This window comes from Stenotrophomonas maltophilia, from assembly GCF_013464485.1.
In the GTDB taxonomy this organism is placed as follows: domain Bacteria; phylum Pseudomonadota; class Gammaproteobacteria; order Xanthomonadales; family Xanthomonadaceae; genus Stenotrophomonas; species Stenotrophomonas maltophilia_AW.
The window spans coordinates 1-22,028 of the sequence record NZ_RAUX01000038.1; the positions used below are offsets into that span (position 1 = coordinate 1).

At 67.3% G+C, this 22,028-nt stretch carries 20 protein-coding genes; 9 read left to right on the forward strand and 11 right to left on the reverse strand.

Annotated features, from left to right (window positions below; all coding sequences use genetic code 11):
• Window positions 1–112: 112 nt before the first annotated feature.
• A complete protein-coding gene (locus D7Y61_RS17050) occupies window positions 113–637 on the reverse strand; it encodes a GNAT family N-acetyltransferase (RefSeq protein ID WP_180867983.1) in 525 nt (174 codons plus the stop codon).
• A 261-nt stretch (window positions 638–898) separates the two neighbouring features.
• On the reverse strand, window positions 899–2,875 hold the full coding sequence (locus D7Y61_RS17055) for a UvrD-helicase domain-containing protein (protein ID WP_180867985.1): 1,977 nt from the start codon (window positions 2,873–2,875) through the stop codon (window positions 899–901).
• Window positions 2,876–2,976: 101 nt separating this feature from the next.
• Between D7Y61_RS17055 and D7Y61_RS17060 the strand changes: the two genes are divergently transcribed.
• Both D7Y61_RS17060 and D7Y61_RS17065 read left to right on the forward strand, forming a co-directional pair.
• Window positions 2,977–3,597: a thymidine kinase gene (locus D7Y61_RS17060; protein ID WP_180867986.1), complete on the forward strand. Its 621-nt coding sequence runs from the start codon at window positions 2,977–2,979 to the stop codon at window positions 3,595–3,597.
• A 101-nt stretch (window positions 3,598–3,698) separates the two neighbouring features.
• A complete protein-coding gene (locus D7Y61_RS17065) occupies window positions 3,699–4,403 on the forward strand; it encodes a sel1 repeat family protein (RefSeq protein WP_180867988.1) in 705 nt (234 codons plus the stop codon).
• Between the two features lie 36 nt (window positions 4,404–4,439).
• On the opposite strand, the gene D7Y61_RS17070 is transcribed toward D7Y61_RS17065, so the two are convergent.
• The 4 genes from D7Y61_RS17070 to D7Y61_RS17085 form a co-directional block, all read right to left on the reverse strand.
• Complete coding sequence (locus D7Y61_RS17070) at window positions 4,440–6,044, reverse strand: glucan biosynthesis protein (RefSeq protein ID WP_180867990.1); 1,605 nt, start codon at window positions 6,042–6,044, stop codon at window positions 4,440–4,442.
• A gap of 105 nt (window positions 6,045–6,149) precedes the next feature.
• On the reverse strand, window positions 6,150–6,962 hold the full coding sequence (mutM, locus tag D7Y61_RS17075; RefSeq protein WP_180867992.1) for a bifunctional DNA-formamidopyrimidine glycosylase/DNA-(apurinic or apyrimidinic site) lyase: 813 nt from the start codon (window positions 6,960–6,962) through the stop codon (window positions 6,150–6,152).
• A gap of 19 nt (window positions 6,963–6,981) precedes the next feature.
• Window positions 6,982–7,314, reverse strand: a complete 333-nt coding sequence (locus D7Y61_RS17080) for an EF-hand domain-containing protein (RefSeq protein WP_180867993.1) — start codon at window positions 7,312–7,314, stop codon at window positions 6,982–6,984.
• Window positions 7,311–8,513 carry a DesA family fatty acid desaturase gene (locus D7Y61_RS17085; protein ID WP_180867995.1) on the reverse strand — a complete coding sequence of 401 codons (1,203 nt, stop codon included), beginning with the start codon at window positions 8,511–8,513 and terminating at the stop codon, window positions 7,311–7,313. Before D7Y61_RS17085 ends, D7Y61_RS17080 begins: the two co-directional genes overlap by 4 nt.
• A gap of 151 nt (window positions 8,514–8,664) precedes the next feature.
• On the opposite strand from D7Y61_RS17085, the gene D7Y61_RS17090 reads away from it, so the two are divergent.
• Complete coding sequence (locus D7Y61_RS17090) at window positions 8,665–9,486, forward strand: ABC transporter ATP-binding protein (protein ID WP_180868002.1); 822 nt, start codon at window positions 8,665–8,667, stop codon at window positions 9,484–9,486.
• Window positions 9,487–9,753: 267 nt separating this feature from the next.
• Here the strand turns inward: D7Y61_RS17090 and D7Y61_RS17095 are convergent, their stop codons facing one another.
• Window positions 9,754–10,956, reverse strand: a complete 1,203-nt coding sequence (locus D7Y61_RS17095; RefSeq protein ID WP_180868004.1) for a DUF4785 domain-containing protein — start codon at window positions 10,954–10,956, stop codon at window positions 9,754–9,756.
• 11 nt (window positions 10,957–10,967) lie between these two features.
• The gene (locus tag D7Y61_RS17100; RefSeq protein ID WP_180868006.1) at window positions 10,968–11,846 is read right to left on the reverse strand and encodes a hypothetical protein; all 879 of its coding nucleotides are present in this window, start codon (window positions 11,844–11,846) and stop codon (window positions 10,968–10,970) included.
• A gap of 260 nt (window positions 11,847–12,106) precedes the next feature.
• Between D7Y61_RS17100 and D7Y61_RS17105 the strand changes: the two genes are divergently transcribed.
• The gene (locus tag D7Y61_RS17105) at window positions 12,107–12,946 is read left to right on the forward strand and encodes an acid phosphatase (protein ID WP_180868008.1); all 840 of its coding nucleotides are present in this window, start codon (window positions 12,107–12,109) and stop codon (window positions 12,944–12,946) included.
• Between the two features lie 148 nt (window positions 12,947–13,094).
• Here the strand turns inward: D7Y61_RS17105 and D7Y61_RS17110 are convergent, their stop codons facing one another.
• Window positions 13,095–15,365, reverse strand: a complete 2,271-nt coding sequence (locus tag D7Y61_RS17110; protein WP_180868010.1) for a TonB-dependent receptor — start codon at window positions 15,363–15,365, stop codon at window positions 13,095–13,097.
• Between the two features lie 159 nt (window positions 15,366–15,524).
• Here D7Y61_RS17110 and D7Y61_RS17115 point away from each other — a divergent pair, with 159 nt between their 5' ends.
• Both D7Y61_RS17115 and D7Y61_RS17120 read left to right on the forward strand, forming a co-directional pair.
• A complete protein-coding gene (locus tag D7Y61_RS17115) occupies window positions 15,525–16,544 on the forward strand; it encodes a TIGR00266 family protein (protein WP_180868012.1) in 1,020 nt (339 codons plus the stop codon).
• 179 nt (window positions 16,545–16,723) lie between these two features.
• Window positions 16,724–17,716 carry a patatin-like phospholipase family protein gene (locus D7Y61_RS17120; protein ID WP_180868014.1) on the forward strand — a complete coding sequence of 331 codons (993 nt, stop codon included), beginning with the start codon at window positions 16,724–16,726 and terminating at the stop codon, window positions 17,714–17,716.
• A gap of 39 nt (window positions 17,717–17,755) precedes the next feature.
• Here the strand turns inward: D7Y61_RS17120 and D7Y61_RS17125 are convergent, their stop codons facing one another.
• The gene (locus tag D7Y61_RS17125; RefSeq protein WP_164137061.1) at window positions 17,756–18,241 is read right to left on the reverse strand and encodes an Lrp/AsnC family transcriptional regulator; all 486 of its coding nucleotides are present in this window, start codon (window positions 18,239–18,241) and stop codon (window positions 17,756–17,758) included.
• Window positions 18,242–18,366: 125 nt separating this feature from the next.
• On the opposite strand from D7Y61_RS17125, the gene phhA reads away from it, so the two are divergent.
• Window positions 18,367–19,260 (forward strand): phenylalanine 4-monooxygenase, encoded by an 894-nt coding sequence (gene phhA / locus D7Y61_RS17130; RefSeq protein ID WP_180868015.1) that lies wholly within the window; start codon window positions 18,367–18,369, stop codon window positions 19,258–19,260.
• A gap of 98 nt (window positions 19,261–19,358) precedes the next feature.
• Here phhA and D7Y61_RS17135 read toward each other — a convergent pair whose 3' ends face one another.
• Window positions 19,359–20,414: a LacI family DNA-binding transcriptional regulator gene (locus tag D7Y61_RS17135; protein WP_180868017.1), complete on the reverse strand. Its 1,056-nt coding sequence runs from the start codon at window positions 20,412–20,414 to the stop codon at window positions 19,359–19,361.
• A gap of 239 nt (window positions 20,415–20,653) precedes the next feature.
• On the opposite strand from D7Y61_RS17135, the gene D7Y61_RS17140 reads away from it, so the two are divergent.
• A complete protein-coding gene (locus tag D7Y61_RS17140) occupies window positions 20,654–21,244 on the forward strand; it encodes a cysteine dioxygenase family protein (protein WP_180868019.1) in 591 nt (196 codons plus the stop codon).
• 116 nt (window positions 21,245–21,360) lie between these two features.
• The gene (gene eda, locus D7Y61_RS17145) at window positions 21,361–21,999 is read left to right on the forward strand and encodes a bifunctional 4-hydroxy-2-oxoglutarate aldolase/2-dehydro-3-deoxy-phosphogluconate aldolase (protein WP_057501592.1); all 639 of its coding nucleotides are present in this window, start codon (window positions 21,361–21,363) and stop codon (window positions 21,997–21,999) included.
• Window positions 22,000–22,028 lie beyond the last annotated feature (29 nt).

The window sequence follows — 22,028 nt, forward strand, 5'->3', positions numbered from 1 at the left end:
CCCGCCCCCCCCCCCCCCCCCCCSCGCCCCCCCCCCCCCCCCCCCGGCCGCCCCCCCCCCCCCCCCCCCCCCCCCCCSCCACTACCGGATGCTCTGGCCCCGACCCACAGGGTCAGACCTGCGCCGCACCGAGCGTCGCATACAACCGGCTCGGGCTGTCCACGCCCGGCAACTGGATCACCCCGCGTTCCTGCATACCCAGACCGAGCAGGATCTTTCCGGACACCACGTTGTCCAGATCGGTGATGCCGTACAGATCCTGCAGGCCCAGCTCAGCGCGCGCATGCGCGAACACCGCCCGTGCCGCCTCACCGGCATAGCCCTGCCCGGCGAATTCCGACAGCACCGCATAGCCGATGTCCGGCCCCGGCAGGCCATCCCGCCGCACCAGCCCGGCGTTGCCCAGCCAGGCACCATCGGACAACCGCTCGATGGCATACATGCCGAAGCCATTCAACGCATAGCTGTGCAGCACCCGCAGGGCGATGTACTCGCGTGCCTGTTCTTCGTCGCGCACGTTGCGGTCACCGATGAAACGCACGAAGCCCGGATCGTTGAGCAGGGCCAGCATCGGTGCCGCATCGCGGTCCGGTTCAATGGCCCGCAGCCGCAGGCGCTCACTCTCGATCGGTTGCACAGGCAGACCTCCAGCCGAAACCCCGATTCTGCCTCAACCCCTGGCTGTTGCTTTTGATTTTCTTTGCATTGCCATGGCAGGAGGCGCCCGGAATCTGTCAGAGGCCGGCCGGGGTGGGTTCGCGGGGGTATCCGCGCCATGGATGGCGCGGCCAAGCCCCCWGGGATGGGTTCACGGCGYCCCCCGCKAACCCACCTCGACCGGTCACACCGCGGAGCCAAAGCGCGCTCCACCACGTAGGGGCGGCGCCGTTGGAGCGCCTTAGTCGAACAGCGCCTCGATCGCCGCCAACCCCGCGCTCGCCCGCTCCTTCTTGCGTGCCGCATCCGCCACCGGGTCCGCGCCATCGCGCTGGATCTCCTCGGCCGGAATCTCCTCGAAGAACCGGCTCGGCTTCAACCGTACATGCTCGCCGAACTTGCGCGTCAGCTTGCTGTAGCTCATCCACAGCTGGATCTTGGCGCGGGTGATGCCCACGTACAGCAGTCGCCGTTCTTCCTGCAGGTTGCCCTCGTCCAGGCTCACCTGGTGCGGCAGCACGCCGTCCTCGCAGCCAACGATGAACACGTACGGGAACTCCAGGCCCTTGGAGGCGTGCATGGTCATCATGCGCACCTGATTGCCGCCCTCGTCCTTGTCGCTGCGCGACAGCAGCGCCAGCTGGCCTGCAAGGTCGGCAGCGGTGGCACCGCGCGGGCCGCCCTCGAACCACTGCGCCAGCTCCTCGATGTTGTTGGCACGGCGCTGGTAACTGGCCTCTTCCTTGGCCTGTTGCCGCAGCTCGCTGAGCAGGCCGGACTCCTTGGCGACCTTGCGGATCATGTCGCCGGAGGTGACCTGCCGCGTCTGCGCACGCAGGTCACGCAGGATGTCGGTGAAGCGCGCCAGGCTGTTGGCCGCCCGTGGCGGCAGCTGCTGCAGGGCGCCGATCGCTTCGGCGGCCTGCGCCATCGGCATGTCTTTTTCCTGCGCCAGCTCGGCCAGCTTGGCCAGCGTGCCGGCACCGACATCGCGCTTGGGCGACTGCACCGCACGCATGAACGCGGTGTCGTCGTCCGGGTTTACCAGCAGCCGCAGCCAGGCCAGCGTGTCCTTCACTTCCTGGCGTTCCAGGAACATGGTTCCGCCAGTCAGGTGGTAGGGGATGCGCAGCAGCTGCATCGCCTTCTCCAGCGGCCGTGACTGGAAGTTGCCGCGGAACAGGATGCAGAAGTCACTCCACGGCACGTTGCGCGATTGCGCCACGAAGGCGATCTCGGCCGCGACCTTTTCCGCTTCGTGTTCGCTGTTGCGGCATTCCCACACGCGGATGCGTTCGCCGTCGGCCTGGTCGCTCCACAGCTTCTTCAGATGTTCGTGCGGGTTGTTGGCGATCAGCGCGTTGGCGGCGCGCAGCACACGGTTGGAGCAGCGGTAGTTCTGCTCCAGCTTGATGATCTCCAGCGTAGGGTAGTCGCGCCCCATCTGCTGCAGGTTTTCCGGGTTGGCACCACGCCAGGCGTAGATCGACTGATCGTCATCGCCCACGCAGGTGAAGTTGCCCTTGTCACCGGCCAACTGCTTGAGCAGCCGGTACTGCGCGTCGTTGGTGTCCTGGCATTCGTCCACCAGCAGGTAGCCGATGCGCTCACGCCAGGCCAGCGCGATCTCCGGATTTTCTTCCAGGATCTGCACCGGCAAACGGATCAGGTCATCGAAGTCGACCGCGTTGAACGCGGTCAGCCGCAGCTGGTAGCGCTCGTAGACGCTGGCCGCTTCCTTCTCGCGGTTGCTGCGCGCGGCAGCCATCGCCTGCTGGGGCGACAGGCCGGCGTTCTTCGCGCGCGACACCAGGTTCTTCATGTCCTCGATGTCGTCGGGCTTGGCCCCGTACATCAGGTCCTTGATCTGCGCGGCGGCATCGTCGGCATCGAAGATCGAGAAACCACGCTTCAGGCCCACGGCCGCGTGCTCGATCTGCAGGAACTTCAGGCCCAGCGCATGGAAGGTGCAGATCGTCACCTCGTCCGCATCCTGCTCGCGCAGGCGCTTGGCCACACGCTCGCGCATTTCCTTGGCCGACTTGTTGGTGAAGGTGATCGCCGCGATGCGGCGCGCCGGATAGCGGCCGCAGCCGATCAGGTGGGCGATCTTTTCCACGATCACGCGCGTCTTGCCACTGCCGGCGCCGGCGAGCACCAGCAACGGACCTTCGATGTGCAGGACGGCGGCGGCTTGGGGGGGATTGAGACCGTGCATTGGGAGGGGATTGTAGCGGGCCCGGGTGACGGCCACAGCCGCTGGCCGGTGGGCTTGCTGAACAGCTTCGGCGCCCCGGACCGGCGGCGTACAATCGGCCGATGGCCAAGCTCTATTTCTACTATTCGGCGATGAACGCCGGCAAGACCACCACCCTGCTCCAGAGCGCACACAATTACCGTGAGCGCGGCATGCGCGTGGCGATCCTGACCCCTCGCCTGGACGACCGCGCCGGGGCCGGCGTGGTCGCCTCGCGCATCGGACTGCGTGCCGATGGCATGGCCTTCGACCGTGACACCGACCTGCAGCGCTGGGTCGAGCAGGACCTGGCCACGAACGGTCCGATGGGCTGCGTACTGGTGGATGAGGCGCAGTTCCTCACCCGCGCCCAGGTCTGGCAGCTCAGCGAGGTGGTCGATCAGCTGCGCATTCCGGTGCTGTGCTACGGCCTGCGCACCGATTTCCGCGGCGAGCTGTTCGAAGGCAGCCAGTACCTGCTGGCCTGGGCCGACGAGATGCAGGAGATCAAGACCATCTGCCACAGCGGCAAGAAGGCGACGATGACGGTGCGCGTGGACGAGCATGGCCACGCGGTTCAGGACGGCCCGCAGGTGGAGATCGGCGGCAACGACCGCTACGTATCGGTCAGCCGTGCGGAGTTCAAGAAGATCACCCGCGGTGAAGGGCGGATCGAGCCGATGCAGGCACCGTTGCCGTTGTAGCGCCATGCGGCACATCCCGGCGCATGACCACCGGCGGTTTACAGCGTGCGGTCGCCGGGCCTAGGCTGCGGCATCCTCTGCTGCCGAACTGGACGTCCGTCATGCGCCCCGCCCTGCTGTTGCTTCCGCTGCTCTGCCTGCCCATGCTCAGCCTTGCCGCCGATCGACCTTCGCCTGAAGAGGATTCGGCGGTGATCGGGGCAGGTTTCATGGACAGCCATCCGGACATGATGTACCGGCAGTGGGGCGTCAACGCACTCCGGCGCAACGACGTCAACGGGGCCATGGACAACTTCAGGCTTGCCGCCAGGTACGCCGACAAGCCGGCGCAGGGATACCTGGGCGAGATGTACTGGTACGGGGTGGAACAACCGCGCAATCCGGTCATGGCCTTTGCGTGGATGGACGTGGCGGCCGAACGCGGCTACCCCTTGTTTGTCGAACTTCGCGACGAATACTGGGCGACGCTTCCGCTCGAGCTGCATGAGCAGGCCCGGGCACAGGCGCGTGTGCTGCGTGCCGAATTCGGAGACGAGGTCGCGCGCCCGCGCATGGCGGAGGTGCTCCGGAAAGGGCGCCGTGAAATGACCGGCAGCCGCGTGGGGTCGATGTCCAACAACGTGGACATCATGTACATGGACGGCGGCATCGCGCGAACCATCAAGGCTGACCGCCTCTACGACCCGAAGTACTGGGATCCGAAGCAGTACGAACGCTGGCAGGACGAAACCTGGATGAAGATCCGCCGGGGCACGGTACAGGTGGGCGTACCGACCCAGACCAACGCCACCGAAGCCAAGCCCTGAACCAGGGGGCCGGCGCCTTGCCGGCCCGCTCGATGCTCAGTAGAGCGTGCGCTCCGGCGCACCCGCCGGCGGCGGGGTGTACTGGTACAGCCAGGTCTCGGTGAGGGTCTTGCCACCACTGCGCAGGAACAGGCGGATGTCGATCTGCTCGGTGCTGCCTTCCGGCGGCACCAGGTCGAACATCGCGCGGTAGCCGTTGATCTCGCGCAGCGGGCGCGCCGATACGATCTCGACCCGGCCACGGCTGGCTTCCACCACCGCCTCGACCTCGCCCTTGTCGATCAGCCTGGCCAGTTCGCCGCCTTCGAAGTCCACCGCAAAGCGCCAGCTGAAGTACTCTCGCTTCTTGCCGACCACGCCGCCGAGGCCGGTGCGGCTGGCCACGCAGTGCGCCAGCGGCGGCCGTGCCGGCGGTTCGGCGCCCCAGTACAGGCGATAGCCGACCAGCAGCTCCTGGCCCGGCTGCGGCTTTTCCTTGGGGTTCCAGAACGCCACGATGTTGTCGAAGGTTTCGTCCACGGTGGGGATTTCCACCAGCTGCACCGAGCCCTCGCCCCATTCGCCCTTCGGCTCCACCCACAGGCACGGGCGCTTCTCGTAGAACACGCCGTCGTCCTGGTAATGGTCGAAGTTGCGGTCGCGCTGCAGCAGGCCGAAGCCACGCGGGTTGCGGTCCACGAACATGTTGAAGCGCAGGTTGCGCGGGTTCAGCAGCGGCCGCCAGATCCATTCACCCGCGCCGGTCCATAGCGACAGGCCGTCGGTATCGTGGATCTCCGGGCGCCAGTCCCATGCCATGCGGCGGTCGTTCTCACCCACCTGGTACATGCTGGTGCACGGGGCGATGCCCAACCGCTCGATCGCCTTGCGCGGGTACAGCGCGCTGTCGATGTCCATCAGCAGCACGTCGCCATTGGTGATCGCGAAGCGATAGGCGCCAGCCACGCTGGGCGAATCCAGCAGGCCGTAGACCACGATCGTTTCCGAATCGGCCGACGGCTGTTCCAGGTAATAGGCGATGAAATCCGGGAATTCCTCCGGCTTGCCCATACCGGTGTCGATCGCCAGGCCACGCGCGGACTGGCCGTACTGGCCTTCCTTGCCGACGGCACGGAAGTAGCTGGCGCCAAGGAACGCGGCGAAGTCGCGGTCGGTGTCCTTGCGGGTGTTCAGGCGGAACCCGGCGAAGCCCAGATCGGCCGGCAGCTCGCCGTCCTTGATGCCGCTCCTGCCGTAGTTGAATGCCGCGCCGTCGTAGGCCAGCTCCTGCGCCTTGCCGTCGACCACGTCGAACATGCGCACCGGCGAGTGGAAATACAGGCCCAGATGGAAGAACTTGGCCTGGAACTTACCCGGCTGGTCGGCCCACAGTGCGTGGTCCTGGCGGTAGCCGATCGACTGGTACTGGTCCCAGTCCAGGCCTTCCAGGCGGCCCGGCAGCACCCGCTTGTGGCTCTTGTAGGGCGCCTGTGCCAGCGCGCGCGCCTGCCCCTTCAGGGTGGCGAAGTCGAACGGCTGCGGCTGGCCGAGGCGGCGCAGGCCCATCTGGCCGCTCTTGCTGGCCGCGCACGCGGGCAGGGACGGCAGGCCGAATGCAGCCAGGGCGAGGGAGGCATTGCGGATGAAGTCGCGTCGTTGCATGCAGGCGCGTCAGGCACAGAGTGAAGGTCGGCCATCATAGGCAGACAAACGTTAACGGGCAGCGGAGACGTGCCCTGCCCGTTCAGCTGCCGCTGGCCGCCTGCCTCAGCGCTGGCAGTGGCTGCACCAGACGCTGGCACGCTGGCCGATGGTGGCGTGCTTCAGCGCGCGGCCACAGTTCGGGCACGCCAGGCCATCCCGGCCGTACACCAGCAGTTCCTGCTCGAAGTAGCCCGGCGCGCCGTCCGGGCTGATGAAATCGCGCAGGGTGGTGCCGCCACGGGTGATGGCGTAGCCGAGGATCTCCTTCACTGCATCGGCCAGTCGCTGGTAGCGCTCGCGCGAGATCTTCCCCGCCTCGCGCAGCGGGCTGATGCCGGCCTTGAACAGGCTTTCGGCGGCGTAGATGTTGCCCACCCCCACCACCACCGCCTGGTCCATCAGGAAGGTCTTCACCTGCGCGCTGCGGCCACGGCTGCGGGCGAACAGGTAGTCGCCGTCGAACGCATCGTCCAACGGTTCCGGGCCCAGCCCCTGCAGCAGCGGGTGGACTTCGCCGGCCGGCTGCCAGAGCAGGCTGCCGAAGCGGCGCGGGTCGTTGAAGCGCAGCAGGCGGCCGTTGTCCAGGCTGATGTCGACGTGGTCGTGGGCGCGCACCGGCGTATCACCGGGCAACACGCGCAGGCTGCCGGACATGCCCAGGTGCAGCACGGCGCTGCCGACGGCGGTGTCCAGCAGCAGGTACTTGGCACGACGGCGGATGTCCTCGATGCGCTGTCCCGGCAGCAGGTCGGCCACTTCCGGCGGAATCGGCCAGCGCAGGTCGGCGCGGCGCAGGATCACGCCATGGACGCGGCGGCCCTGCAGGTGCGGCGCCAGGCCGCGGCGGGTGGTTTCGACTTCGGGCAGTTCAGGCATGCGCCGATTCTACGCCCGCTCAGCGCGGCGGCGCGGCCAGTTCACGGGCATCCAGGACGCCATCACCGTTGGCGTCCTGCGTGTGGAAGCGCTGCACGATCACCTGCCGCTGCTGCTCGCGGCTGATCGCCCTGCCCTTGCCACCGGGCAGCTCCTCGGCCGTCAGCACGCCATCGCCATTGCGGTCCATGCGGTCGAAGGCATACAGCATCCACTGCACGTACTCTGCCTCGCTGACCTTGCCATCGCCGTCGCTGTCCATCCGCTGCAGATAGCTGGCGGTATCGGTGACCTGGGCCAGCGCCGCGCTGGGCAGCAGCGCCGCCAGCAGCAGTCCGTACCCTGCCCTCACGCGCCCACCAGGCGGTAGCCCTTCAAACGCGCCGCATAGACCTGCAATGCCGCGATACCGCTTTCCTCGGCTTCATGGCACCAGGCCTGCAGCTGGCGCAGGCGCTCGGCCGCATCGTGGCCGCGCGCCTCCAGCAGCGTGGCCAGCCGCCCGCGGTACTCGACCAGGGTGCGGATGCGCGGACGTTGCGCCACCCATTCGCTGAGCTGGGCGCGGCTGTCCGGCTTCAACCAGCGGCCATCATTGACCAGGCCACGGCGCAGACGACGCGGCAGCAGACGGCGCAGCTTGGCACCGGCGTGAGCGGCCTCCTCGCGCAGGGCGGGCATGAACACATTGCGCTGGTAATCGGTCATCGCCTGGAAGCGGTGCGAGAGCAGCGCCTTCAGGGTTTCAGCATCGGGCACGGCGATGTTCGGGCGCACATCCATGGCCGGTGCCACCCGCAGCACCCTGGCCAGACGCAGCGCCTGCAGCAGGCGGATTGCACTCCAGCCGATGTCGAATTCCCAGCGCCGCATCGCGAAGCGCGCCGAGCTGGGGAAGGCATGGTGATTGTTGTGCAGCTCCTCGCCGCCGATCCAGAACCCCCACGGCGTCAGGTTCGTGGAGGTATCGGCCGATTCGTAGTTGCGGTACCCCCACCAGTGGCCCAGGCCATTGACCACGCTGGCCGCCCAGAACGGGATCCACGCCATCTGGATCGCCCACAGGGCCACGCCAGGCAAGCCGAACAACACGGTATTGATCGCGAACAGCAGCACCGGGCCGAGCGTGGCGTGCGGGGTATACAGGTGGCGCTCGATCGCATCATCGGGGGTGCCACGCCCGTACTGCTCGATGTCCGCGCGCATGCCGCGCGCTTCGCGGTACAGCTCCACGCCGTGCCAGAACACCTTGCCGATGCCGCGGGTGACCGGGCTGTGCGGGTCGTCCTCGGTTTCCACCTTGGCGTGGTGCTTGCGGTGGATGGCCACCCACTCGCGGGTGATCATCGAGGTGGTCAGCCACAGCCAGAACCGGAACACGTGGGCCAGCGCCGGGTGGAAATCGACCCCGCGATGGGCCTGGCTGCGGTGCAGGTACAGGGTCACCGAGAAGATGGTGATCTGAGTAAACACCAGCAGCACGGCCAGCATGGCCCACCAGCCCAGGCCGAGCACACCACCGGTCAACAGGAACATCAGGTCATCAGGCATGACGGCTCTCCGGATCGACGCGGGGATGGCAGACATCATGGGCGCTTGCGTTGCAAACTGCATCCCTGCGGCGGTGATTTCCACCGCCATCCGTGGCACCGTTCACAGTTGGGGACCTGAGTTGTCGAGCCTTGATCCACGCGCCAGCACCATGACCGCCGCTCCGCCCGTCGCCGGGCTGCCGCCCTTGATCGAACTGGACCGCGCCACCGTGGTGCGCGGCCAGGTGAAGGTGCTGCACGGGCTCAGCCTGCGCATCGCGCAGGGCCAGCACACCGCCCTGCTCGGCCCCAACGGCTGCGGCAAGTCGACCTTCATCAAGCTGATCACCCGCGAGCTGTACCCGCTGGCGCAGGGCGACGGCGCGGTGGCGGTGAAGGTACTGGGTCAGAACCGCTGGCAGGTGGACCGGCTGCGCTCGCAGCTGGGCATCGTCACCGGTGATCTCAGCAGCAACCTGGCCGACATGCCCGGGCTGACCGTGGAACAGGCGGTGCTGTCCGGCTTCTTTGCCAGCTACGTGGTGCCGGCCTTCCGCGAAGTGACCACCGACATGCGCGCACGCGTTGGTGAAACGTTGGCGATGACCGGTGCGCTGTCGCTGCGCGAACGCGCCTACGCCGAGCTGTCGGCCGGCGAGACCCGCCGTGTGCTGATCGCCCGCGCACTGGTCAATCGGCCGCAGGCGCTGCTGCTGGACGAGCCCTCCACCGGGCTGGACCTGGTCGCCCGCGAACAGCTGGTAGCAACCATGCGGGTGCTCGCCCAGCAGGGCATCACCCTGGTGCTGGTGACCCATCACATCGAAGAGATCATTCCCGAGATCGAACGCGTGGTGCTGCTGCGCGATGGTCGCGTGCTGGCCGACGGCACCCGCGCCGAGCTGCTGCGCAGCGAGCCGCTGTCTGCGGTGTTCGGTGGCGCCATCACCGTGTGCGAGCAGGAAGGCAGGCTGACCGCGTACGCGGGGTGAGGCGAAGCCCTCGGGGGAAGCAAGGGGCTTGGAAACCGACGGGCCCGGAAAACCGACGGGCTCGGAATCCGGCAGCGGTAGAGTCGACTGTTAGTCGACTATCGCGCGCAGCGCGGGATGTTTGCGATCCAGGCGAAAGGCAGTCGACTAACAGTCGACTCTACCCCGTCGTCACGCCATTCCCCTCGTCATGGCATCCCCCATCGTGATGCCATTCCGTCGGCATGCCGGTGCAGCGGGCCGGATCCCGGCCCGCTGCACGCACCCTCAGAACCGCAACGCCAGCGCGCGTGACTCGATCGGCGCCATCCGGCTCTGATCCTGCAGCTGCAGGTCGCGCAGCTCGTACGGCGCACCGAACCCAGCCGGCAACGCGGCCTGGTCGAACGGCAGCACCAGCTGGCCACGCCCCGGTCCATCGAACCACGCGGCTGCGTGCGCCTGCGCCACCGGCTTCAGCTGGCCATCGCGGCCGGTGGCATACAACGTGCCACGCGCCTCGTAACGACCGGCGGCGGCCACCTGCAGCGGCAGCGCCACCTGGCGGCTGGTCGGGTCCGATGCCGCCTGGCCACTGAAGCGCGCGGTCGGCCGCGCAACCGAAAAGGCGACCTTGCCATCGCGCAGCACGCCATCGGCCTGGGCGAACACCTGCAGCTCCCACAGCCCCTGCACGTTGCCGACATCCGCCGGAATCCGCACCTGCGCACGCAGGGCACCATCGGTGGTGCGCAGCAGGCGCTGCGGCCAGCTGCGGCCGTCCGGCGCAACCAGCAACGCTTCACCGCCCAGACTGCTGCGGCGTGAGGCCAGCGTTGCGGGAGCGGCGCCATCTTCCAGCAGGCGCGCCTGCAGCTGCAGGTTGCCACCGGCCAGCACCTGCCCTTGGTTGGCCTGCACCTCCAGCCGCAGCGGACTGTTGGGCTCCAGCACCTGTACAACGTAGCGGCCCTGCGCCTGCGCGCTCTGCAGCGTGTACGCACCGGCCACGCTGGTTGCGCCAGTGCGCAGCATGCTGCTGCCATCACTCACCGGCATGCCGGCCTGCTGCAGCACGCGCGCGTCGACACTGCGTGCCACGCTGCTGCGGCCTGCCGGGTCGCGCACCTGCAGCGAACTGGCCGGCACTGCACGCGCGCCTTCGGCCGGGCTCAGCTGGATCACCGCATCGGCAGCGGTCAGTGGCAGGTCCAAGCCGCGCTGCAGCTGCGTGCCATCGACCTGCTGCCAGTAGCTGCGGCTGATCGAGGCATACGGCGTGGCGGCCTGCAGCGGTTGTGCCGGGTCCAGCGCCCAGGCGAAGGACAGCGGTGCGCGTTCGCTGTCATCGGCCGGCAACGGCGCGGCAACCAGCGCAGCGGGCACCTGATCGCCGGCACGTGCGGCATTCAACGGCTGCCCAGCCTGCGCTGTGGAGAGAGACAGCACCGCCAGCACCGCGCTGGCCAGCAGGGTGGAATGGATCGTCATGGTCGTCTCCCTCACTGGGTCAGGTCGTTGCGCAGGATCGTGCCAAGGCCGAAGCACTCACGGCGGCTCTGGTTGTGACTGAGCGGCTCGGCGCCCTGGGTGCGCGCCTTGTCGGTGAACAAGGTGGTGCCGGCCGCCTTCTGGCTGCTGCACTCCAGGAAGCCATCGGAACAGGACGACAGCCAGTTCTGGGTGAACTCCAGGCCGACATTGGCGGCATAGCCACCGCAGTAGCTGTTGCTGTCCCACACCGCCGATTCCACGTCACTGCCAACCACGGCGCGGAACGGCTTGGGCAAAGCCGGGCGGCCAGCGGTGCCATACAGGTTCTGCGCGTTGTAGGTGGCCATGCTGGCCACCTGCTGCTGGCGCACGGCATCGTTCTTGTAGCCCAGCAGCCAGCCCAGCGAGGTTTCAAAGGTATTGCCGTTGAGCACCGCATCGGCCAACGGCGTGCCCGCCGAGGACGGTGCCAGCGCGGTGACCTTGCGCACCGTGCGGATGATCTTCGGATAGCGGCTGTCGTAGGTCGGATTGGACAGGATCCAGCGCACCACGTTGCCGCCGTTGGAATGGGTGATCACCACCAGCTGGGTGATGCCACGGCTGTCGATGAAGCTGGTCAGCTGGTTGGCCAGGCAGCCGGCGGCCTCCGGTTTCCACATGTACTGGGTGAAGTCGCAGTTGATGACCACGTAGTTGCTGCTGTTCGGCAGGCCCTGGCGCACGGTGTCGATGATCGCCGGCTGCCAGTACTCCTGGGTGGCATTGGTCTGCGCGCCGGTGCCATGCACGAAGGCCACGCCGACCACGTCGGCGGCCTGCGCCGGCGCTGCTGCGAGCCCGAGGAGCAGGGCCAGGACGGTACTTCCTGTTGCGGTGCTGCGCATCGCTTCTCTCCCTCTGTCTGCGGATCCCCCCGACCCGGCTGGAACTGGACGGCGTCTCGTTCACCGTTGTGCCGATGCTCACGGCGCGGCCACGTGAAAGTCCGTGCGCTGCGCCCGGATTCAGGAGACTGACGTCAGACGATGACGTTTTTCATATCGCGACAGTGACCATGCCGGGTCTGGCCGTATGACCGATGGCCACTGCGATGTCGTACACGGGCTGCGATCATGACGCGGTGTTTCCTCCCCAGAGTCCGCCCATGTTGCTGATTTCCTCTCCTGCCCGCCCACTGCTGGGCCTCGCTGTTGCCGCAGCCCTGGCCGGCTGTGCCGCCACCGCCACCAAGCCGACCGCCGTCGAGGCCAACATCACCACCAAGGCCGTGGGCTATCTGGACAAGAGCGCGGTCCCGGCCAGCCTGGACCTGGTGCCGGCGCCGCCGGTGGCCGGTTCGGCTGCCCTTGCCCTTGACGAACAGGTCAGCCGTGAAGCGCGCGCACTGCGTGGCAGCCCGCGTTTCGCCCAGGCCGGCGTCGATGCGGAACTCGGCTTCCCCGAGGGGGCCAACCACTTCTCCTGCGCCGCTGACATCGACGTGGACGCCGTGAAGACCCCGGCGCTGTACCGCCTGCTGGAGCGCAGCCGGATCGACGCCAGCGCCGCCACCAAGGTTGCCAAGAACCACTACCAGCGCCCGCGCCCGTTCATGGTCAACGGTGAACCGACCTGCTCGCCGAAGGACGAAGACGGCCTGCGCAGGAACGGTTCCTACCCGTCCGGCCACACCTCGATCGGCTGGGCCTGGGCCCTGATCCTGTCGGAGATCGCACCGGACCGCGCCGATGCCATCCAGGCCCGCGGCCGCAACTACGGCGAGAGCCGCCTGGTCTGCAACGTGCACTGGCAGAGCGACATACTGGAAGGCCGCTTCATGGGCGCCGCCGCCGTGGCCCGCCTGCACGACAGCGCCGCGTTCAACAGGGACCTGCTGGCGGCGCGCAAGGAGATCGCCGCCGCACGCAAGGCCGGCCTGCATTCCAGCCGTGACTGCGCCACCGAGAACGCCGTGCTGAAGGTGCGCCCGCAGAGCGCGCTGTAGGCCAACGCCGGATGGATCGTTGCCGGCCAGCGGCCGGCACTACCGGTTGCGACACGTGGGTAGCGCCGGGCCATGCCCGGCGGACGCGAAAAGCAGAAGGGCCGGCATTGTGCCGGCCCTTCTTCATTGCACTACCGCAGCCACCGCATCAGAACTTTGCGGTGAACTCCACGCCCCAGGTGCGCGGCTCGTTGAGGAAGCCGGTCAGGTTGTTGAAGTCGATCGCGCCGACCACGCGGGTCTGGTTGGTCAGGTTGCGGCCAAACACGGCCACGTCGTACTGGCCGTAATCCCAGTTGTAGCCCAGGCGCAGGCCGCCCTCCAGCGAGCTGCGACCACGGAATTCCGGCGACTCGTAGATGAAGAAGTTCACCGCACTGCGGTAGGCCCAATCGGTGTAGGCGTACAGCTCGCTGCCGTCGCTGAGCGGGAAGCCCACGCGCAGGGTCGCGTTGTGGATCCACTTCGGCGCCTGCGGCAACGGGTTGCCGTTGACCAGCGCGTAGGTCTGGCCGTTGATCACCGTGGTCGGGTCGGTAATGGTGCAGCCACCGCCGCAGATCGCCACCGCCAGGTTCTTGTCCTTGATCTCGGTGTCGTTGTAGCTGCTGCCGAAGGTCAGCAGCACGTTGTCGGCCAGGTAGGCTTCCAGGTCCAGCTCCACGCCCTGGCCGATGGTCTTGTCGGCATTGAGCAGGGTGGCGGTGTTGTTGGTGCCGCCCACGGCGATCAGCTGCTGGCCATCGACGTCATAGCGGAACACGCTCAGGCCCAGGCGTGCGCGACGCTCGAACAGGTCGGCCTTGATGCCGGCTTCATACGAGATCACCTTCTCCGAATCGGCCTGCGACAGACCCGGCGCGAAGGCCAGGCGGCCCTGGATCGACGGCGCGCGGAAGCCCTTGGCGACGCGGGCATAGGCGTTCACATTGTCGGTCAGCTTGTAGACGCCGCTGACGTCCCAGCTGACGTCATTGACGTCGGTGTTGGCCACATACGGGCCACTGACCGGAGTGCCGAACGGCACGGCCTGCAGCACGCTGGCGTTGAAGTCCTTCTTGTCCTGGGTGTAGCGCAGGCCGGCACGCAGCTTGAAGCGGTCGGTGACATCGAAGTCACCCGAGGCAAACACCGCCCATGCCTTGTTGCGCTGGTTCTGCACCACATGGCCGGTCTGCGGATTGCCCGGCTTCAGAGAGTTGTAGTTGAAGTTGTTGATGGTCACGTCTTCGTCGAAATAGAAGACGCCGGCCTGCCAGTCGAAGCGGCCCCATTCGTTGGATTCGACGCGGAACTCCTGCGTCCACTGGCGGTGATGTGGCAGGCCGTCGGCCGACTCCGACGAGAACGGGATGAAGCCCGGCCCATAGTTGCCAGCGCCCAGCGATGCCTCGCCGTAGCCACCGTCGATGTCACCGCGGTTGAGCGATTCGGCGGTCTCGTAGCCGGTGATCGAGTGCAGGGTCACCGAACCGAGGTTCCACTGCAGGCGCGCGCTGCCGCCCCAGGTTTCCAGGTCGGAGAAGTTGACGCCGTCGTTGGCCACCTTGTCGCGGTCGAAGTTCTCGACCAGGCCGTTGCCACCCTTCTGGATGATGTTGGCGCGGAACAGGCGGGCGGTACCGTTGAGCTTGCGCTTGTGCAGGTTGAACAGCGCTTCGAAGTCGTCGCCTTCGTACAGGAACTGCACGCGACCGGCGGCTTCGTCATAGCCTTCGAAACCGCTGTTCGGCGCACCGGCGCGGGTGTTGTCGACCCAATCGTCGCGACGCTGGTAGATGGCCGAGACGCGTGCCGACCAGCGGTCGGTCAGCGGTCCACCGTAGGCGCCCTGCACGTTCCAGCTGTTGTAGCTGCCATAGCCCACGCGCACGTAACCGTCGGCATCCTGCGACGGGCGCGCGGAGTCGAACTTGACCACGCCGGCCGGGGTATTGCGGCCGAACAGCGTGCCCTGCGGACCGCGCAGCACTTCCACGTTGGCCAGGTCGAACAGCGGGAAGCCCTTCAGCAGCGGGCTTTCCTGCACCACGTCGTCGTACACCAGCGACACCGGCTGCGACGCATTGAGGTCGAAATCGGTATTGCCCAGGCCGCGGATGTAGAAGCGCGGGAAGGCACGGCCGTAGGACGACTCGATGTTGAGGCTGGGCACGCGCGCAGCCAGGAAGCGGATGTCATCGCCCGCCGAACCCAGCACATCGAGCTTCTCGCCCTGGATCGCGCTGATCGCGACCGGCACGTCCTTGGCGTTCTCGACGCGGCGCTGCGCGGTCACCTGCAGTGCATCGAGGGCAACCGGGTCCTTGGCAGCGGGGGTTTCCTGGGCGGCTGCTACCAGCGGCAGCAGGGCGGAAAGAGCGGCAACGAGGGGGCGCGCGACCGGAAGGCGGCCACGGGAAGTACGGGTCGGGGACATGGCGGTAGGCTGTGTTTGGAGGGGTGGTAAAACGGCGCTACCAGATAATTGTTGCAATACAGCACCTGCCCCGCAAATGCCGGCTGTTCATGGCGACGTCGCCCGTGCCCCCCGCCGCTCGCTAGACTCGGGCTTTTCCAGTCCCATGGAGCCGCCGCAATGACCCAGTGGTACTTCCATCCGTCCGCCCAGTCCGAGCGCGTCGGCCCGCTTGATGACGAGGCTGCGCGGCGCTACGCGCAGGCCAATCCGCGCGCCCTGGCCTGGTGCCAGGGCATGAGCGGGTGGGCATCGATCGCCGAAGTGGCCGAACTGCAGTCGCCGGCTCCGGGCATGCCCAACACCCCGCCACCGGTCCCGGCAGGTGCCGGCGGACGGGCCGACGACATCGAATTCCGCATCGTGGGCCACGAAATGCAGTTCGTCGAAATCGAACTGGACCCGGGCGAAAGTGCGGTGGCCGAGGCCGGCGCCCTGATGTTCAAGGACGCGTCCGTGCAGATGGACACCGTGTTCGGCGACGGCTCGCACAGCGGCCAGGGCGGCGGCTTCATGGGCAAGGTGATGGCCGCCGGCAAGCGCGTACTGACCGGCGAAAGCCTGTTCGCCACGCTGTACACCCATACCGGCCAGGGCAAGGCCAAGGTCGCCTTCGCTGCGCCCTACCCCGGCACCGTGCTGGCGATGAAGCTGGACCAGCATGGCGGTCGCCTGGTCTGCCAGAAGGACAGCTTCCTGGCGGGCGCACGCGGTGTGCAGATCGGCGTGCAGTTCCAGCGCAAGATCATGACCGGCCTGTTCGGCGGAGAAGGCTTCATCATGCAGAAGCTGGAGGGCGACGGCTGGGTGTTCATCCACGCCGGTGGCTGCGTGGTCGAACGCGAGCTGGCCGCCGGCGAGCGTCTGGACGTCGATACCGGCTGCGTGGTGGCCTATCACCCCACCGTGGACATGGACGTGCGCCGGGTGGCAGGCATCAAGAGCATGCTGTTCGGTGGCGAGGGCGTATTCCTGGCCACGCTGACCGGCCCTGGCAAAGTCTGGCTGCAGTCGCTGCCCTTCTCGCGCCTGGCCGGCCGCATGTGGATGGCCGCGCCGCAGGGCGGTGGCCAGAGCCGCGGTGAAGGTTCGGTACTGGGCGGGATCGGCCGCATCCTGGACGGCGACAACCGGTTCTGACCCACTCGTTGGGTAGGTGCCGACCTTGGTCGGCACTGGAATCTGCGTGTGCCGACCAAGGTCGGCACCTACCGGGGTCCATTTTTGCTGAATAGGCAATTCCCCCACCCTGCCCGGCCCGCCGCGGCTTCGGTATGCTGGCGCCCTTTCCTGAATCCGGCGCCGCGAGCGCACTGCCGATGAGCCTGTTCCGCCCCCGCATGCTGCTGTCCGTCGCCCTGATCGGCCTGCTCGCCGGCTGCGGCGGCGATCCGGTCCGCCCCACGCCGCCGCCTGCGCCGACCGTGGTGCCGCAGGCCAAGCCAATGAAGATCGGCATCGCCCTTGGCGGTGGCGCAGCCAAGGGCTTCGCCCACATCGGCGTGATCAAGATGCTGGAGGCCAACGGCTTCGAGCCGGCCGTGGTGTCCGGTACCAGTGCCGGCAGCGTGGTCGGCGCGCTGTACGCCAGCGGCATGGACGCGTTCCAGATGCAGAGCAAGGCGGTGGCGCTGGATGAAGCCAGCATCCGCGACGTGCGCCTGTTCTCCGGTGGTCTGGTGCAGGGCCAGAAGCTGCAGGACTACGTCAACGAGCAGGTCGCCAACCGTCCCGCTGAACGCCTGAAGAAGCCGTTCGCTGCCGTTGCCACCCAGCTGGAAACCGGCGAGCGGGCGATCTTCGTGCGCGGCAACGTCGGCCAGGCGGTGCGCGCGTCAAGCAGCATTCCCGGTGTGTTCGAGCCGGTGAAGATCGGCGGTCGCAACTACATCGATGGCGGTGTGGTCAGCCCGGTACCGGTGGATGCCGCACGCCAGCTTGGCGCCGACTTCGTGATCGCCGTGGACATTTCCAGCAAGGCCAGCGGCAAGGCACCGACCGACATGCTGGGCATCGTCAACCAGTCCATCTCGATCATGGGCCAGCGCCTCGGCGAACAGGAACTGGCGCGCGCCGACATCGTGATCCGGCCGAAGGTGCTGGACATCGGCGCTGCCGATTTCAGCCAGCGCGGCACCGCGATCCTGGAAGGCGAGAAGGCCGCGATGGCAGCGATGCCGCAGATCCGCGCCAGGATCCAGCAGCTGCAGCGCGCGCGCGCTGCCGCCGCTGCACCGGCGCCGGTGGCTGCGCCCAAGTGCGAGGAGACCTCGCGCCTGGGCAAGCTGATGGGCCGCAAGGACAAGTGCTGATCCGTTGATGGCTGGCCACCGGGCATGCCCGGTGGTCGCTCAGGGCTCCAGCTGCGACAACGGCAATGCCTGGAAGCCCTTCACCGTTCGCAGCACGAAGCTGGAATTGGCATCGGCCACGCCCCCTGCATTGAGCAGGCGATCCAGCAGGAAGCGCGAGAAGTGCTCCAGGTCGCGCACGTAGACGTGCAACAGATAGTCCATGTCGCCGGTCAGTGCATGGCAGGCCACCACCTCATCCCACGCTTGCACGCTGTCCACGAAGTGGCCGATGGCAGCCTGATCGTGCTTTTCCAGCTGCACGCGCACGAAGGCCTGCAGGCCCAGGCGCAGCTGGCGCGGTTCCAGCCGCGCGCCATAGCCGACGATCACGCCCTCGCTTTCCAGCCGCTGCAGGCGCCGCAGGCAGGCCGAAGGCGAAAGATTCACCCGTGCCGCGAGCTCAGCGTTGGTGGCGCGCCCATCCCGCTGGATTTCAGCCAGCAGGCGTATATCCGTGCGATCGAACTGGACTTCTCCGGCCATTGTTGCCCCGCAACATGGTGAGTACGCAAGGATATTGCGCCAACAAGGCCAATCGGCGCAACTTTTGCAACCCTGTTGCGCGTGCTCTGCCCTAGCATCGTAGGTATCCCGTCAAGGAGTGCCCCATGGACCTCGCCCAGCCCCGCCGCGTCGAACACCAGCAGACCGACAAGGGCTACGTGCCGGTGTACACCACCGCGCTCGTCGAGCAGCCGTGGGAGACCTATACCGCCGACGATCACGCCACCTGGAGCACTCTGTACCAGCGCCAGCGCGAGCTGCTGGTCGACCGCGCCTGCCAGGAATTCCTGGACGCGCAGGACGAGATGGGCATGAGCGCGCACATGATTCCGCGCTTCGACCAGCTCAATGAAGTGCTGGGCGCCGCCACCGGCTGGACCCTGGTGGGCGTGGAAGGCCTGCTGCCGGAACTGGATTTCTTCGATCACCTGGCCAACCGCCGTTTCCCGGTTACCTGGTGGATCCGCCGCCCGGACCAGATCGACTACATCGCCGAGCCGGACTTGTTCCACGACCTGTTCGGCCATGTGCCACTGCTGATGAACCCGGTGTTCGCCGACTACATGGAGGCGTACGGCCGCGGCGGCGTCAAAGCCCATGCGATCGGTCCGGACGCGCTGCAGAATCTGACCCGCCTGTACTGGTACACGGTGGAATTCGGCCTGATCGACACGCCGGATGGCCTGCGCATCTACGGTGCCGGCATCGTGTCGTCGAAGGGCGAATCGCTGTACTCGCTGGAATCGGCCGCGCCCAACCGCATCGGCTTCGACCTGCAGCGCATCATGCGCACCAGGTACCGCATCGACACCTTCCAGAAGACTTACTTCGTCATCGACAGCTTCGAACAGCTGATGCAGGCGACCTCGCCGGACTTCACCCCGATCTACGCCGCACTGGCCGACCAGGCGCACCTGCCGGCCGGTGACGTGCAGGCCGACGACCGCGTGTTCCAGAAGGGCACGGGCGAAGGCTGGGCCGACGGCGGCGACGTGTAAGCGCACACCGCTGAACACTGAAGACGGCGCACCTCGGTGCGCCGTTTCTGTTTCTGCCTGCACGCGCTGCCGCAGCGGCGCAGGCGAGGGCTGGGCACTCAGGCGTCCACGGCCCGACAGGAACCGCGCACCATCAGCTGTGGATGCACGCTGGCCGCAGTCGGGGCCTCAGGTACCTCGGTCTGCACCAGCATCGCCGCAGCCATGCGGCCGATATCGGACACATGGCGGCGCACCGACGTCAGCGGCGGCCACAACCGCGAGGCCAACGGACTGTCGTCGTAGCTGACGATCGACAACTGCTGCGGTACCGCGATGCCTGCGCGCAGCGCCACCTGGTACACACCCGCCGCCATCTCGTCGTTGCCGGCGAAGATGGCGCTGGGGCGCTGCCCGCCCAGCAGCAGACGCTCGGCGGCATGCACGCCGGACTCGAACGTGTCGCCCGCTTCCAGCACGCGGTCCCCCGGCAGGGTCAGGCCCACCTGGGCCAACCGGTCGAGGAAACCATGGGTTCTTTCCCGGGCGGTCCGACGATCACCCGGACCGGCGATCACCGCGATGTCGCGATGGCCGAGCGAGAGCAGGTAGCCGGCAGCCGCAGCAGCGCCGTCGCGATCGTGCGTGACCACCGCCTGCACTTCATCCTCCGACGCATGTGCGTTGATGCGTACGTAGCGGCAATCGATGTCGTCCAGCATCTGCGCGAGTGCAGTCGATTCGGATGCGCGCGGGCCAAGGATCACCCCATGCAGCTTCTGCTGCTGCACGAACCGGCGCACGCCCTGCGCGCATTCCGGATCCTGGCTGTCGCAGGGATGCACCACCAGTTCATAGCCGGTGCCGCGCAGCGCATCCAGCGCGCCGTGCTGCAGATCGACGATGCATTGGGCGCCCGGGTCGTCATACACCAGGCCAATCAGGAAAGAGCGGCGGAACGCGAGTCCGCGCGCCAAGGGGTCGGGCACGTAACCGACCTCGCGCATCAACGCCTCGACCTTGTCGCGGGTGTCTTTGCGCACCAGCGGCGAGTTGTTGATGATTCTTGAAACCGTTTTCTTGGAAACTCCCGACAGTCGTGCGATGTCGTTGATCGTGGCAGCCTTGCCCTTCGATGCCGGCAACGCGGCATCGCTAATAATTCGCACTGACATGTATAGAACCAGGTAATTCGGAGAATTCTAGCCTTGCGCCCGTGGGGCGCGAAGTTGCGGAATGTCGCAGCGAAGATGGATCGCGTCGTGTTCGACCGCTTCTGCTGCGCGAGGTTCCATTGTGATCGCTCTACTTGATATCCATCTGAACCGTTCTTCCGCGCGTGTTCACCTTGAATGCGGGCGCGACGCGCGCGAACGCCAACATTCCCTTAACCAGGCTCCGCTACAGTCGGGGCATGGACCTGCAGACTTCTCCGTTTCCGGCGTTCCGTGGCCGCGACCGGTTGATCGCCGCAGTCGACGCGGCGATGACCTCCGGTGATGCCGAGCGCATCACCGCCGACCTGCAGCTGGCGCTGCAGGAAGCCATCGCGGACAGCCGCATCGAGTTGCCCGAATGCGTGCACCGTCCGGTCAGTGATCATTACGCGCGACGCCCGCTGTACCACAGCCGCGAACACGGCTACAGCGTGATTGCCATGAGCTGGGGCCCAGGGCAGGGCACGCCGCTGCACGACCACGATGCCATGTGGTGTGTGGAGGGAGTGTGGTCAGGCGAGCTGGAGATCACCCGCTATGAACTGCTGGAGCGCAACGGTGAGCGCTGCCGCTTCCGCCGCCACGCCGTGCTGCGCGGGGGCTGCGGCAGTGCCGGCAGCCTGATTCCGCCGCACGAGTACCACACCCTGCGCAACGCCAGCAACGAAGCGCTGGCGATCTCGGTACACGTGTACGAGGCGCAGATGGAGCGCTCTGCGGTGTTCGATCCGCTCGGTGGTGACTGGTACCAACGCCGCATCCAGGCATTGCAGGCCGACCCGGCCTGAGCCGAGGGCAGGGCGGGGCACCACCAGCACCGTCGTGAGCCACGTGGCATCATGCGCCGCTGCGCTGCCGGACCCGGCGGCGATCCGCGATGCCCGGTCGGGCAAGGAGCAAGACGATGTCCAGCGCTGATCCGCGCCTGCGCGCGCTGTTGAAGCTGGCACCGGTGATTCCGGTGTACACCCCCGAAGATGTGAATGAAGCGGTCGAAGTGGCCCAGGCGCTGTTCCGCGGCGGCCTGCCGGTGATCGAAGTGACGCTGCGCACGCCGCAGGCGCTGGATGCGATCAAGGCGATGGTCGAGGCCGTGCCCGATGCGGTAATCGGTGCCGGCACCGTGCTCAACGCCGCGCAGATGCAGGCAGCGAAGCAGGCAGGTGCGCGTTTCGCGGTGTCCCCGGGTGCGACACCGGCACTGTATGCCGCCGCACGCGACGCCGACCTGCCGTACCTGCCCGGTGCCGCCACCGCATCGGACCTGATCCTGGGCCTGGAGCACGGCCACGACACCTTCAAGTTCTTCCCGGCAGTGCAGGCCGGTGGCGCTGCGCTGCTGGCGGCCTGGCACGGCCCGTTCGCCGATGTGCGCTTCTGCCCGACCGGCGGCATCAGCGCGCAGACTGCGCCGCAGTTCCTGCACCTGCCCAACGTGCTGTGCGTGGGCGGCTCGTGGCTGACCACCCCGGCGCTGCTGCAGACCCGCGACTGGGATGCGATCGAGCGCCTGGCCCGCGAGGCGTCAGTGCTGGCCAGCTGAACCTGCTGCACGGATCGTCAAAGGTTTGA

Coding starts and splice junctions, on each gene's coding strand:
- D7Y61_RS17055 (WP_180867985.1), bottom strand. CDS start 2,875: ATGCACGGTCTCAATCCCCCCCAAGCCGCCGCCGTCCTGCACATCGAA.
- D7Y61_RS17060 (WP_180867986.1), top strand. CDS start 2,977: ATGGCCAAGCTCTATTTCTACTATTCGGCGATGAACGCCGGCAAGACC.
- D7Y61_RS17065 (WP_180867988.1), top strand. CDS start 3,699: ATGCGCCCCGCCCTGCTGTTGCTTCCGCTGCTCTGCCTGCCCATGCTC.
- D7Y61_RS17070 (WP_180867990.1), bottom strand. CDS start 6,044: ATGCAACGACGCGACTTCATCCGCAATGCCTCCCTCGCCCTGGCTGCA.
- mutM (WP_180867992.1), bottom strand. CDS start 6,962: ATGCCTGAACTGCCCGAAGTCGAAACCACCCGCCGCGGCCTGGCGCCG.
- D7Y61_RS17085 (WP_180867995.1), bottom strand. CDS start 8,513: ATGCCTGATGACCTGATGTTCCTGTTGACCGGTGGTGTGCTCGGCCTG.
- D7Y61_RS17090 (WP_180868002.1), top strand. CDS start 8,665: ATGACCGCCGCTCCGCCCGTCGCCGGGCTGCCGCCCTTGATCGAACTG.
- D7Y61_RS17095 (WP_180868004.1), bottom strand. CDS start 10,956: ATGACGATCCATTCCACCCTGCTGGCCAGCGCGGTGCTGGCGGTGCTG.
- D7Y61_RS17100 (WP_180868006.1), bottom strand. CDS start 11,846: ATGCGCAGCACCGCAACAGGAAGTACCGTCCTGGCCCTGCTCCTCGGG.
- D7Y61_RS17105 (WP_180868008.1), top strand. CDS start 12,107: ATGTTGCTGATTTCCTCTCCTGCCCGCCCACTGCTGGGCCTCGCTGTT.
- D7Y61_RS17110 (WP_180868010.1), bottom strand. CDS start 15,365: ATGTCCCCGACCCGTACTTCCCGTGGCCGCCTTCCGGTCGCGCGCCCC.
- D7Y61_RS17115 (WP_180868012.1), top strand. CDS start 15,525: ATGACCCAGTGGTACTTCCATCCGTCCGCCCAGTCCGAGCGCGTCGGC.
- D7Y61_RS17120 (WP_180868014.1), top strand. CDS start 16,724: ATGAGCCTGTTCCGCCCCCGCATGCTGCTGTCCGTCGCCCTGATCGGC.
- D7Y61_RS17125 (WP_164137061.1), bottom strand. CDS start 18,241: ATGGCCGGAGAAGTCCAGTTCGATCGCACGGATATACGCCTGCTGGCT.
- phhA (WP_180868015.1), top strand. CDS start 18,367: ATGGACCTCGCCCAGCCCCGCCGCGTCGAACACCAGCAGACCGACAAG.
- D7Y61_RS17135 (WP_180868017.1), bottom strand. CDS start 20,414: ATGTCAGTGCGAATTATTAGCGATGCCGCGTTGCCGGCATCGAAGGGC.
- D7Y61_RS17140 (WP_180868019.1), top strand. CDS start 20,654: ATGGACCTGCAGACTTCTCCGTTTCCGGCGTTCCGTGGCCGCGACCGG.
- eda (WP_057501592.1), top strand. CDS start 21,361: ATGTCCAGCGCTGATCCGCGCCTGCGCGCGCTGTTGAAGCTGGCACCG.